Here is a 13,095-nt window from a genome sequence, read left to right as displayed (position 1 = left end):
TTGGACAAGCTTTTTCGAAAAAGAGAACAAGTAAAAAGCTCCCTAACTACAAGGGACTGTCCTGACTTCTTGAATGGGGGGAATGGAATGAATCAAAGCTATATGGAGCAAACAAAATCAGCTTCAGCAGCCGTGCGACCATCAAAACAAAAACGACTAAGCACTCCCAAACGCAAGGGAATATTAGTCGCTGGTATTGTGCTACTCTGGGGTGGATTGTGCTTTGGCGGTTTTTTGCTTGCCCAAAGTTATATCTCTGCTTCACAGAGTTATCTGGATCAGCGCATAAGCATGGTGGAAGCCAAAAATGATGAGTTGATGAAGATGATTGAAACACAAATGGGAGATGTACAGTCCGAGATGAATGGAATTAAAGAGGAATTAGCATTAACTGGTGAGACCATCTCTGGAACAGACAAGACGAAGCAAGCTCTGTCACAACGAATTACAACATTAGATAAACAATTGGCGGAACTGAAGGGCTCTCTGAAAAAACTGGAGGATGCTGCTCGTGCTTTCTAGGCTGAATCTGTTTTTTGTTTTATTGCTGGCTCCCCTTTGTGGGATTCTGCTTGCTTTTGCCAAGCCCTCACCCTTGGAAGCCAATATGGACAAGCTATCGTTAAAAAGTGCTCAACTCGCTGCCCAAATGTCGGAGCTGGAAAAAACCTCTAATGAAACGAAAGACATTTTGGCAAGTCTACGTAAAACGGCTGATCAGGATAAAAAAGAAGCAGAGCATTATCAGAAGCAGCTTGATAATCTGGTCGCAGCTAGCAAAAACCAGACGAAGCAATCTACTGGATTACTAGATGAAATCCTAGCAAACCTGCTAGGAGATCCAATTGGACAAAACTTCGGTAAAAATTCGCGAATTAAAGTGTACTCGCTTAAAGAAGCTGGATATAGCGGCTACATGGCAAAAGTCCATCTGTTTAACCCCAATGCGCTGAAAATGGTCTTGGCCAACGATAGCGTTTATAGTAGAGGGGAAACAACAAGTCATGCAGCAAAACGAAAAGGTGCCGTCTTAGCAGTGAATGCAGGTGGTTTTGATAAGCGCAATGGTAAACTCGCTCCACTCGGCATTACAGTGGTAGATGGACAGGTCAAGACATTTTCCAATAATCCGAATCTAAGCTTTGTCGGTTTTAATAAAAATGGTCGCTTGCACAGTGGACGTCTTACCTCACAAGAGCAAGTGAAAAAGAACGGCATCATGCAGGGAGCGAGCTTCTTGCCAATCCTTTTGGAAAATGGTCAGAAAAAAGCAATTCCAAAAGCATGGGCAAACCGGCGTGAACCACGTACACTGATTGGAAATTTTGAAAATGGTGATCTGTTATTTATCGTAATTGACGGACGCAACAAAGGTGGCAGTAAAGGGGTTACCCTAGAGGAAGCCCAACGTAAATTGCTTGAGTTTAAAGTACGTGACGCATACAACCTAGATGGTGGAAGTTCCAGTGTCTTTTATTATAATGGTAAAGTTTTAAACCATCCTTCTAGCGGGCGTGAATTATCTTTGACTACTCATTTAGTAGTTCTTCCTTAACTTTTCGTACTGCACGATTCATTACAAAACGCGTTCCTGAGGTCGACTTAAACAGGGACGCGTTTTGTTTTTCCTTATAGACTATCAAATTATGCTTCCTTCAACTGATTTAGTAACCGATCTGTAATCACATCTAACTTTTCAAAATATACTGCTTGCTCATTTTGATTAACGATCTGATCTCGGAACCATTTAGCTTGAATCAAATGCTCCTTCGCCCTTTTGATTGTCTGATTATATTTTTTCAATATGGTACGCAATTGAAAGGCATACTTCTGGTCCGTAAATGGAGTAATTGCTCGTTCATACATATCAATAACGCGATCAGAGCTCCGGTTGGGAAGATATTCATGCGGGGCTGTACTATCAAAAATCGCTACATTAGCTTCCGGTACAATAACCATGTCTAAGCTATTTGGATCTAAGGCACAATGATAAATTTCCATGTCAAAACCACGCTGTTTGGCTTCCTGAACTACCTTTTTTAGCAATGTAGACTTCCCTGAACCAGGACGTCCCTTAATAAAATACCGCACGATCTCTTCCGTTAGGCTCATAATATAATCCACATTACCATTTGGCGTAGCTGCCCCAAAATAACATTCTTGCACACGTGATTCCTTCTGTAAAAAAACATCCCCAAAGATTGTTTGGCAGACTTCCTCTGCTGCCTTGTTGGCTTTCTCAAAATCTAGATTACTTATATAAATTCTCTCCCAATCATCATGAACAAACAACGCATCACGATAAGAAGCATACGCTTCTTCTAATTCGGCCTCCATTTGTTCTTCGTATTCCCTATTTTGATACTCTGATTGGGTAAGCCTTGTTACATCACAAGCTTCTTTTATATCAATAACAGTTCGTTTAAATCTTGATTTGTCGGCAACTGCCTTCTCATAAATGTTCCCATCTAAAATGGCAATTCGTTGGGTTGGTAATAGCAGAGCATCTATATCTTTTTGCTCCCAAGGAGAATGAACCACTTGTATGGTATCCCCTTGTTCAGCCAACCTTTGTTGGATCGATGCAAGAACAGTCGACTTCCCGGTACCGATCGGACCATCTATCAGGTACAGGTAATTTATATCTTGTAAAATGGAATCATAAAAGCTGTAATACCCTTTGGAGGTATAGACTGCTGCGAAAATATGGCGTACATGGTTTGGCATATGAAATCCCCCCTCTTCATTGTCATAGACGAACAACACCCCTGCGTAACACACGGTTAGATGTCAGATGAATACACCCAGTCAACCTCTCGGACACTTTCCTGGTCATATCCGCTTCCTATACTATATGCAAGCTCACTAAGTGTGTTGAAAGCATCCTTTACAATTTATAAAGCATCAGCTAAACTTATGCATGCAATCGTTCGATATCCAATAATTCAAACTTAAACTATTTATCAGAAATCAAAGGTGTTAAAATTGAATAATAGGAGGGTAGAAATGAAACAATCCCTTGCGTTTCTGCAATCATTTTGGGCTATCAATAGGATCACATCTAAATTGACCCAGCTAGATGCTGCCGATGCTGGCCTTACCTTGCAACAGTTAGCTATTTTACATGTCATTCGCTTCCATCCGGAGTTAAAAACATTGAAACAAGTAACAGATCGCTTGTTAACAGCTAAAAGCACTCTGAGTATTTCTATAGATGGACTAGTAACGCTTGGATATCTTACCAGAGAACCTTCTCAAGATAGACGCGAAACTATTTTGTCGTTGACACCTGAAGGACACAAGTTATCTCAAACGATCAATAATCACTCTTCTGCTCATCATGTTATGGAAACGGCTTTACAAAGCATGGACCCTGAAGATGTGGATACCTTACTTAGATTGTTAAAATCCTTACATACGCAGCTAAACAGCCTTAAAACGGGAGTACATTAATTTAGATAATACCAGCGTAGTATCAGCTACGCCGGTATTATCTCATTTTCATATGGAAGTTATAAATTAGAATCATTTTATTATCGATAAAATCCTCTATTATTTTTATCAGGCTTCTTTTTGATTCGTTCAAATTAGGAGTCAAAAGTGTATTCTTTGAAAGAATGAATTCTTCCCCCTGCTACTTTTATCAAGCCCGATTTAGTTTAATCCCTCCCATTCATCTATTATTTTTTGCTTCCTTAATTATATGAATTGTTTTTATTCATCTCTCCTCTGCTTTTCCATGGAGCTCAATATTTAGGAAAGAAACGTTTTTTGTAAGAACTAGTTATAAAATTATTTTGCTAATATACGGTCTTTTATTATCTCTGCTTTTTTACATCTGTACGCTTTTATGTGAGTAAGCTTTTTAATCTTCTTTATGTGATTTTTATATAATCTATTACTCTAGGCAATTCTTTCAAAATTGGGGTTCGATCTAATGATACTTACCGTTCCCTTAATAGAATGGGCAACATACGATGTACTAGCACCAAAACCTTTTTCATGAAAGTGGTGGTTTAGTTGCCCTTTAGTAACAAAATTGTAAATGGTGATTTTGAAACGGGAACCCTGATCCCGTGGAGCTTTACAAATGTAGCAATTACTAATCTACAAAGTCATTCCGGTTTTTTTAGTGCACGATTATTTGGAACTACAGTAAATAGTCTATTGTTTCAATCAGTACCTGTAACACCTGGAGATAGTTTTGAATTTTTTCTATCCATTGCAAAATTAGGTACTTTATTGAGTCCTCAAGTAAATATTGCCCTTCTCTATTTAGACGTAACAGCTACCCCTGTTGGTATTGGACTTAATATTACAATACCTATCGGCCATCTTCCGGATAACACCGCTAATATTTGGACTACAATTTATGAAACCACTACTGTTGTTCCAGCAACGGCTACTCAAGCTTTGCTTATTATTAATAAAATTCCTACCCTAACTACTGCGGATATAGTTGTTGATGACATCGAATTATTACAGGTTAGTGGAGGGGCTACTGGACCTACCGGAGCTACTGGACCGACTGGCGCTACTGGACCTACCGGAGCTACTGGGCCGACTGGCGCTACTGGACCGACTGGCGACATCGGACCGACTGGACCGACTGGACCGACTGGACCGACTGGCGACACCGGACCGACTGGACCTACCGGAGACATTGGACCGACTGGACCGACTGGCGACATCGGACCAACTGGACCTACCGGAGACACTGGACCAACTGGACCTACCGGTGACACCGGACCAACTGGTCCAACTGGCGACATCGGACCAACTGGACCGACTGGTGACACTGGACCTACCGGAGACATCGGACCAACTGGACCGACTGGCGACATCGGACCGACTGGACCGACTGGCGACACCGGACCGACTGGACCAACTGGACCTACCGGGGACACCGGACCGACTGGACCTACCGGAGACATTGGACCAACTGGACCGACTGGCGACACTGGACCAACTGGACCTACCGGAGACATTGGACCAACTGGACCGACTGGCGACACTGGACCAACTGGACCTACCGGGGACACCGGACCGACTGGACCTACCGGAGACACCGGACCGACTGGACCGATCGGCGACACTGGCGCTACTGGACCGACTGGCGACACTGGACCAACTGGTGACACTGGTGCTACTGGACCTACCGGGGACACTGGCGCTACTGGACCTACCGGTGACACTGGACCAACTGGACCTACCGGAGACACCGGGCCGACTGGACCTACCGGGGACACTGGTGCTACTGGACCTACCGGAGACATCGGACCGACTGGACCGACTGGCGACATCGGACCGACTGGACCTACCGGTGACACTGGACCAACTGGACCGACTGGCGACATCGGACCAACTGGACCGACTGGCGACATCGGACCAACTGGACCTACCGGTGACACTGGACCGACTGGACCTACCGGACCGACTGGACCAGCTGGAGTGTTCTCACCTTCTTACGGTTTCTTCGAATTAAGCAAGACTATGTTAATATCTTCAAATGAAGCCATACCTTTTGATATTACTGGTCCATCTCATGGAGGAATTTCACAATCTGATGCAACCACTATCAGCGTTACTCAGGGAGGAGACTATTCCATTTGCTTCCTTGTAACAGTGAATCCAATCAGCGCATTGCAACCAGATTATATCGAAGTTGGCTTGACTATTAATAACAAAGAAATTCCTGGTTTCAAAACTTCCACAGTAACTGCAAATACTGACTCTACAGGTACTATCCAAATCTCAAGAGAAGCTATTGTGACAATACCGTCTAACTCCACTCTGCAACTGAGAAATTTACTGAATAATGCTTTCACTATCAATAGCAGCAGTGTAAGTGGAGTCATAATAAAAATTATTAAATTAAACTAAAAATCTAAATAGGAAAGGCGATGAATATCGCCTTTCTTTTTTATTAAAACTAAAATTTCTATGTATTTATATCTTGCATCAAAAATCCTAAGCATCTTGATTCCCCCCTCTGCACTATTCCTTTCAATTTGTTCAAGAATCCATTTCTTTACAAGAACATTCTGCTCAATATAGTAGAAAACATGTAATTCGAAAGGGTGAACAAAAGTCCAATGATTAACTCATCCTATTTTTAATGAAAATTTCGTATCATACGAAACACTTTCTAGACAGGATTAGTGCTGGCTTTTTTAATTTTTAGATGAAATAATTCTGCCTTTATCAGGTAAATAATTCTGTTCATGATTAGCCAACCTCCTCCTATCCAGAAAGTGGATTAGGAGTTTTTTTGTTGTATAAAATTTAGACATTTTCATTCTAATCCAAAAGGAGTAAATCATTATGAATGGGGCTAATCATAAGATGGAGGGCTTTTCTACCTATCCCTTTAACATTTTCGGGCATGGATAGGAAAAGTTTACACCAGCTATCGAAGAACTTCCATGTAAAGGAGACATCGTGGTTGGAAACGATGTTTGGATAGGTATGGATGCCTGTATCATGCCAGGAGTGAAAATTGGAGACGGTGCAATTATTGCCGCCAAATCAGTTGTAACCAAAGACGTTCAACCTTATACGATTGTAGGTGGGAATCCCTCCAAGGAGCTGAAGAAGCGATTTTCAGACAACATCATTACTGCCCTGCTCGATGTGGCATGGTGGGAATGGGACATTGAAAAAATCTCAAATCACATTGATATCATTATGAATGGAGATCGTGCGGCATTGCTACATATGAAATAAGCCGCACAAATACACCTTCATAAAATGCAAAAACGCTAATCCCTTCTCTGATAAGATTAGCGTTTTTTCTCATTTCCATTTTTTAATGTAGTAGACCATTGCCCCAAAGAGAACCAGAGCAACTATTCCAAAAAGTATTGCATCTATGACAGCCCGAGACATTAAAAACTCTCCTTTTATATAAACACTCCCCTATTATAGTACAAAACATGTAACATGAACATTGCCAAACTTTCGATGATACCCGAGTTCGCAAAAACATCCCGAGTAAAAGCCCCTGTTAAAAAAGGAGGTAGCTTTTATCGGGATGTACTGTCCTTCGTTATTCCGTTGTGTGCGGAGCATGTCCCACATGATTACTAAAGATACTAGCAGCGGATGGTTGTTGCTCCCCATGAGGAATAGTATGATCTAGCGTTTGAGCATGCATAGCTTGATTTCCTATTCCACTTGCTACATTTTGATTGCTGTGCTGCACATCAACACTTCCTGAAGTCCCAGAATAATTAGCATATGTATGCTGAGGTAAAATCGATGCGCTTGGTTGATTCATGTGTTGGACTTGTGAGACCAGTTGTGGAGATGGCTTAACTGGTTGATTCATAAGAGGAGAATGTAGACCAAATGATTGGTTCATAGTGGGCTGATATGTATTGATCATGGTCTGCGTGGTTACTTCCTTCAAAGTAGCCACCTGATAATAGCCTCTCTGGTTCATGTACTGCCACACTTCATATGCCATATCTGCACAATTAACAGCAGCTTGTGATAGTGCCCGTCGCAACGTTGGGTCTGCACACTCCAATGTCGCCGTCATTTTAATAGTCGCCGCAGATTTATGTAATCCCAACATGCAACTAGCAATATCGCGATCATCTATTTCCTGTGGAGAAGTAGAAGGAGCTAACGGAGTAGGTTGACGCAAACCATATGTAGGTTGTGAATATCCCAAAATTTTCAAATGGCGCTCTTGGATGGGTTTCTGATAATTTGTCTGTTGCAAAATAGAAATGAGCATGTTGTAGGATTGCAAATGAAATTGCAGTTGATTTTCCAATATACTCATTAATTGCGGATCTTTCACATACGAACGATACATTTGCATATTGTTGCCAGTGTTAATCATGCCATCTAAGACTTCATGTAAATCTAGCACCTCATGTGCACCTAATCCTGCTGCCATACACGAAAACCCCCTTGGTTTGATAAAAATCAGAGTTATATCCCTAATTAGGATTCCCTGTTTTTCCGTGTTTTATGACCAAAGAGGGTTGCCTTTTATGAAAAATATTCCTCACGAAGCTGAGTTAATTGATGTAGCGCAAGGTTAGCATACTCATCGCCGCGCTCACGCAATTGCTCTTCTAGCTTTTGCAATGCCTGCTGTAAAGAGTCGGGATAGGATGGCACACCTTCTCCTGAATAGGGTTGTAAAACGGCTGTAGGAACATATACCTTTTCAAGAAAAGCCATTGCTTTGCGCTGATGAAACAAAGGTACATTCGTTTCGTATAAATTATGTAAATCACCTTGTGTAGGGTGTGTGAGCACTGCTAATGTTTTGACTAACGCTTTACTTGGCGTCAGTTCAATAATCTCACTAATATATTCACCTGTTCGATGTCTTACTGTAACGATATCACCTAGTTGTAGAGATCGTTCTGACATATTACTACACCTGCTTTCTTCGTTTGTATCCTAGCGGAGAAACATAAACCAGCCAATAATAAACACACAAATGACCATTAACCCAATAAAAGTAATAATGACAACCTTAGCTTCCTTATTTACTCTAGGCTCTGTATGATTTTGTGGTTGTTGATCCTGGTTTTGTGACATGTGTATTTCCCTCCGTCATCGTTTTACAGCTGATGCTCCTATTGTAGCAGATGCAGGTAGGATACGAACAGATGACAACTTTTTATGTAAAAAATCATATCTATTATTATGAAAAAGGAACCCCATCTGGGGCGATGAGGTTCCTAGGAAGCGTATTCTTTTACTCGTAAAAGTTTTATCTTAAAATCAATATAAGAAATTAATTTTTGTAAGGTTTCTACTTCCGATTCGGTGGCTTGCAGAAGTTTAAGAGTGTCTGCGCAATGAGCGTCTCCCTTTGTCATGATAAGTTGCGAGAGAGATTTTTCGCTTTGTTCTAAATAATGTACATACCTTTGTTTATCTTCATGTAGCTCCTCAAGCATTTCAAGTAAATCTTTTGACATATAGGTTACCTCCTCTTGCTTCCAGTTCCGATTTTGAATTCTTATCTATAGGATAGAGTGAAACAGTCGCTTGTACAAGTTAATTTATTTGCACATTTTCTACAAGAATAGACAAGCGTTTATTTTTATGCATGAAAGAAGGGCTGCTATTGTTTACTCTCACAAAACATTGTGAAGCAAAGAATAACAACCCTTACTAGTGTTCGGTTCTCTCATTTACATAAAGCTTACTCTCTCTTAACGTATCTCCTATTTGTTTAGTCATCCTACAAATACATAAATCCAGCTAAGATACATTTGATGTGCTTTTTGTGGGCTTTTGTCGACTTTTTTTCACTATGTTCAACTGAAAGCAAGTAAAACTGTCTATGTTATTTTAACTAAGAACGAAAACACGTTCCTCGTCTGGTTCCATTGTCCCTGTGCGTGGCACTCCAAGCTGTGCTCTCCGTTGTATTTGCAAACGCTCCATACTACGTCGCTTCATCTGAATTTCCCTGTAAAAACTACAATGGGTAGCACAGAACTGATTGTTCCGCTTTTTTTGACCAGGACGGCGATGAAGCAGAGGCAAATTGCAAGACTGACACTGATTTAACATAGCACAGATTTCTAAGCGTGCTGATTTTAATTCTTGCATACTCTTCCCGCCTTTCTATCGTTATCTTAGCGAGTACATAAAGCAGGAGTATGGAGGAAATGTGGAAATCATGTAGGAAATGGTTGCTTATAATTTTATTATGTAAACAAAAATCAGTAGCCTCTTGATAGATGCGTTACGATAATGGATACCCTAAAAGGCATAACTTTCCCCTTAAACAGTTTTAGAAGTGCCAAAAAGGATTTGCATTGCTATACTTACATCAAGCGATAATAACAGAAAATTCAGCCAAACATTTTTTGCTTCAACCAAAAAGGAGGGCAAATCAAATGAAACATAGTGAAAAATCTACATGGGGACAACTTCATCGCAAAAGTCAGCATGCGATTGATCCTATTTATTTAAATCGCTGGTCTCCACGCTCATTTGCGGAAAAGCCTGTCGAACCTGAAAAATTATATCGCATATTTGAAGCGGCACGTTGGGCTCCATCAGGTAGTAATGAACAGCCTTGGCGATATATTTTGGCTCGCTCACCAGAAGATCGGGCTACTTTTCTGGAATTTATTATGTCTGGTAATACCGCTTGGTGCGACAAGGCTCCTGTGCTTGCCCTTCTCTTATCTCACAAGCTTTCCTCACGTAATGAACCGCTTCGCTCTCATTCCTTTGATGCGGGCACATCATGGGGATATTTAGCACTAGAATGTGTTCGTCAGGGTCTGGTCACTCACGCAATGGGTGGCTTCTATCCTGACAAAGCCCGTGAGCTACTGAAGATTCCAGATGAATACGAGATTGAAGTCGTTATCGCTATTGGCTATCAGGGAGAAAAAGAAGCCTTATCAGAAGCCTTTCAAGAACGTGAGATGCCTAATTCTAGACGAAAATTAGACGAAACCATTTTTGAAGGCAGATTTGGAGATCCATTTTCCTAATCATATGAAAATGAAATATATGGAAGCCCATCTAGCGAAAAACCACCCGGTACCTCAAAAAGACCAGAGTATCTCTTCACGCCTCTCTGGTCTTTTCTCTCAAAGTAGAAGAACAGCAACGATTGTTGTCGCACCTAGTCCGATTAAAACTGGGATCAAGTTGCGCCTCGCTAACTCAAACGGACTGACACCACAAATCGCTGCTGCTGGGATTAACGCCCAAGGAACTAGAGTACCTCCACCAACCCATATGGCTGCAACCTGACCTAAAGCCGTAAGAGTGGCAACACCATCATACATCGAAGAAGCAAAAAGATGGGACACCGACCCAGTCAAACTAATACCAGAGAATCCTGAGCCATCTAAACCAGTTATAATTCCGACTCCCGCAACAGTCGCTGCTGCTACTTCCTTGGTTAACGGAATGGTCTGAGCCAAAGCAACCCCTAGATCATTCACTATTCCCTGAGAATGAACAGGTAAAATTTCACCAAATACCTTGATAAAACCACTATCTCCCATATAAAAAAAGGCTGCTATTGGAATAACAGGCCCAAACACTTTGAAGCCGAATTGAAACCCTTGGATGAGATACTCTGTAGTCTTTTCCAAGCCCCTTTTTTTGTGCATAGACATAGTGACAAGCAACATAATTGACATGGCTGTGCCACCAACTAAAGCTGTTGCATCCCCTCCCTTTAGATCAAAAAGCCACATAGCTAGAACATCTAAGGCAAACAAGGCGGGAACTAAAATAGAAAAAGCAATACGCACTGGCTTTGAAAGCAAGGGAATATCTGCTGAAGCATCCTCCCTTATTTCCCCTTTTTCCTCCACAAAAGCTTTATTTGGTAACAAGCCTGAATCGGCTTGCAATTTTCCTTTTTTCATATCTCGACGTAATAAAAAAAACGCAACACTTGTTGAAACAAGTCCCATGACCATGATTAAAGGGACGCTTGCACGTATGACATCCTCCACTGCTATCCCAGCAGCTCCTGCAGTAAGGGTGGGTGCGCCTTGAATAATAAAATCACTAGATAATGCTATCCCATGACCAAATAAATTCATCGCTATGGCAACGCCTATTGCTGGTAACCCTATTCGAACAGCAACAGGGAGCACAACAGCACCAATTAAAGCCACTGCTGGTGATGGCCAGAAAAACCATGAGATCACCATCATAAAAACTCCAATGATCCAGTAAGCTGGGCCTGGTGCCTTGATAAAATACGTCATAGGTGTAATCATTGTTTCATTTACTCCAGAAGCTGATAATACTAGGGTCATGGCAACAATTACGCAAATAATGAGAATGGTAGGTAATAACTCATTGATAGCATAAATGAAGCTATTAAAGATTCCCTCTACTGCTGTATACAAGGAGCCACTTGCCACAAAACCCAATACAGCAATCCCTACTATACTGATAAGACTTGTGTCTCTCCTCAGCACCATTAGCAAAATAATAAGCAGGATAAAAAAAACGTATATCCAATGAAGCCATCCAAACTCAACCTGCATCAGTTCCAACACCCCTCCCCTTTTGTACCATATGCCTAAAGGAGAGGGTGGGTGAATGCACATATCTTTATTTCAATGGTTTTCCAGCTTTTTCTACATGATCTGTAGCTGATGTTGCGGACCGTTGTTTATTAACAATGATAATGCCGCCAGCTACACAAACCAGAGCAACTAATACCACGAGATGAATGGCTTCTTGTAGCATAACGGAGGAAAGAAGAACTCCAAATACGGGAATCAAAAATAAATACATGGAAACATTTCCTACTTTGTTGTACTTCATGATGTTGTTCCATAATACAAAACCAGCACCTGAAATAAATGCCAAATAGAGCAACATCAGGCTGGTGTCCCAATCAAACTGAAAAGGCATTATCCCTACCTGCCTAGCTCCAACTGCAAGTAAACCTAATCCCCCTAGTAGCATTTGATACGAGGTCAAATATAGAATATCGAGATGAGCTGCTTCCTGCTTTGACAAAATATTTCCCAACCCACCACAAAACATAGCAGCCAATAAACAAATCTCTCCTATTCCAAATGTGATTGCCATTGAACCTCCACTCGGTAAATTAACAATAATAACACCTAGAAATCCAATCGCTAATCCCACACATTTTCGAATACTTAATGAATCATTTTTATACATAAAATGAGCTAGGATAATCTGAAAAAAGGAAGTAGTTCCTGCAATAATGGAGCCTTGAATCCCTGAACTATAGCTAAGGCCAATATAAAAAAAGATATATTGCAAAAATGTTTGAAAAGCTCCGACCCTTACCAATCGCTTCAAGGAGCCTGTTTGATACGCTAACTGTTTACGAAGCAAAAACATCACCAATAAGATTCCAAGGGCGGCCAGCACAAAACGATAGCCAGCAAAAAGCATCTGTTCAAAGATATCTGACTTTGCGATCTGTAAATGCTCATAGCTTTTTTTAATAAACGGGAAAGAACTTCCCCATAAAAAGGTAGTGACTGTGGCAGCAACAGCAATACCCGCGGGATGTGTAAAGAATTTTTCAGCTTTCATACATTCGTTTCTCCTTCTACTCCTGTCAGCTTTTATAACATGTAGTAT

At 41.1% G+C, this 13,095-nt stretch carries 13 protein-coding genes and 1 pseudogene; 6 read left to right on the top strand and 8 right to left on the bottom strand.

The features are described 5' to 3' along the window. Window positions 1-87: 87 nt before the first annotated feature. Both BRLA_RS09835 and BRLA_RS09830 read left to right on the top strand, forming a co-directional pair. Entirely contained in the window at window positions 88-522 is a 435-nt protein-coding gene (locus BRLA_RS09835) for a hypothetical protein (RefSeq protein ID WP_003337179.1), read from the top strand. Continuing rightward, the gene (locus tag BRLA_RS09830) at window positions 512-1,555 is read left to right on the top strand and encodes a phosphodiester glycosidase family protein (RefSeq protein WP_003337177.1); all 1,044 of its coding nucleotides are present in this window, start codon (window positions 512-514) and stop codon (window positions 1,553-1,555) included. Before BRLA_RS09835 ends, BRLA_RS09830 begins: the two co-directional genes overlap by 11 nt. Before the next feature lie 89 nt (window positions 1,556-1,644). Here the strand turns inward: BRLA_RS09830 and BRLA_RS09825 are convergent, their stop codons facing one another. Then, window positions 1,645-2,727: a hypothetical protein gene (locus tag BRLA_RS09825; protein ID WP_003337176.1), complete on the bottom strand. Its 1,083-nt coding sequence runs from the start codon at window positions 2,725-2,727 to the stop codon at window positions 1,645-1,647. Window positions 2,728-3,006: 279 nt separating this feature from the next. Here BRLA_RS09825 and BRLA_RS09820 point away from each other — a divergent pair, with 279 nt between their 5' ends. The 3 genes and pseudogenes from BRLA_RS09820 to BRLA_RS09810 form a co-directional block, all read left to right on the top strand. Next, on the top strand, window positions 3,007-3,453 hold the full coding sequence (locus tag BRLA_RS09820) for a MarR family winged helix-turn-helix transcriptional regulator (RefSeq protein WP_003337175.1): 447 nt from the start codon (window positions 3,007-3,009) through the stop codon (window positions 3,451-3,453). Between the two features lie 567 nt (window positions 3,454-4,020). After that, the gene (locus tag BRLA_RS09815; RefSeq protein WP_081870805.1) at window positions 4,021-5,883 is read left to right on the top strand and encodes an NTTRR-F1 domain; all 1,863 of its coding nucleotides are present in this window, start codon (window positions 4,021-4,023) and stop codon (window positions 5,881-5,883) included. A gap of 438 nt (window positions 5,884-6,321) precedes the next feature. After that, window positions 6,322-6,726: pseudogene (locus BRLA_RS09810) on the top strand (CatB-related O-acetyltransferase); the annotation flags it as partial. A 322-nt stretch (window positions 6,727-7,048) separates the two neighbouring features. Here the strand turns inward: BRLA_RS09810 and BRLA_RS09805 are convergent. The 5 genes from BRLA_RS09805 to BRLA_RS09790 all read right to left on the bottom strand — a co-directional run bounded on the left by BRLA_RS09805 (window position 7,049) and on the right by BRLA_RS09790 (window position 9,591). Next, window positions 7,049-7,909 (bottom strand): spore coat protein, encoded by an 861-nt coding sequence (locus tag BRLA_RS09805; protein ID WP_003338655.1) that lies wholly within the window; start codon window positions 7,907-7,909, stop codon window positions 7,049-7,051. 95 nt (window positions 7,910-8,004) lie between these two features. After that, window positions 8,005-8,394 carry a kinase-associated lipoprotein KapB gene (kapB, locus tag BRLA_RS09800; RefSeq protein ID WP_003338654.1) on the bottom strand — a complete coding sequence of 130 codons (390 nt, stop codon included), beginning with the start codon at window positions 8,392-8,394 and terminating at the stop codon, window positions 8,005-8,007. 30 nt (window positions 8,395-8,424) lie between these two features. Continuing rightward, window positions 8,425-8,565: a hypothetical protein gene (locus BRLA_RS24235; RefSeq protein ID WP_003338653.1), complete on the bottom strand. Its 141-nt coding sequence runs from the start codon at window positions 8,563-8,565 to the stop codon at window positions 8,425-8,427. Window positions 8,566-8,708: 143 nt separating this feature from the next. Next, window positions 8,709-8,951 carry a hypothetical protein gene (locus BRLA_RS09795; RefSeq protein WP_003338652.1) on the bottom strand — a complete coding sequence of 81 codons (243 nt, stop codon included), beginning with the start codon at window positions 8,949-8,951 and terminating at the stop codon, window positions 8,709-8,711. Window positions 8,952-9,327: 376 nt separating this feature from the next. Continuing rightward, window positions 9,328-9,591: a hypothetical protein gene (locus BRLA_RS09790; RefSeq protein ID WP_041752074.1), complete on the bottom strand. Its 264-nt coding sequence runs from the start codon at window positions 9,589-9,591 to the stop codon at window positions 9,328-9,330. 290 nt (window positions 9,592-9,881) lie between these two features. On the opposite strand from BRLA_RS09790, the gene BRLA_RS09785 reads away from it, so the two are divergent. Further along, window positions 9,882-10,490, top strand: coding sequence for a nitroreductase family protein (locus BRLA_RS09785; RefSeq protein WP_003338651.1), 609 nt, complete (start codon window positions 9,882-9,884; stop codon window positions 10,488-10,490). Between the two features lie 99 nt (window positions 10,491-10,589). Here the strand turns inward: BRLA_RS09785 and BRLA_RS09780 are convergent, their stop codons facing one another. Next, on the bottom strand, window positions 10,590-12,014 hold the full coding sequence (locus BRLA_RS09780; RefSeq protein WP_003338650.1) for a hypothetical protein: 1,425 nt from the start codon (window positions 12,012-12,014) through the stop codon (window positions 10,590-10,592). Window positions 12,015-12,081: 67 nt separating this feature from the next. Then, on the bottom strand, window positions 12,082-13,047 hold the full coding sequence (locus BRLA_RS09775) for a DMT family transporter (RefSeq protein ID WP_003338649.1): 966 nt from the start codon (window positions 13,045-13,047) through the stop codon (window positions 12,082-12,084). Between the last annotated feature and the right edge of the window lie 48 nt (window positions 13,048-13,095).

Origin of the sequence: Brevibacillus laterosporus LMG 15441 (genome assembly GCF_000219535.2) — a bacterium.
GTDB lineage: Bacteria > Bacillota > Bacilli > Brevibacillales > Brevibacillaceae > Brevibacillus_B > Brevibacillus_B halotolerans.
This window is presented reverse-complemented; position numbering and strand designations above follow the sequence as displayed.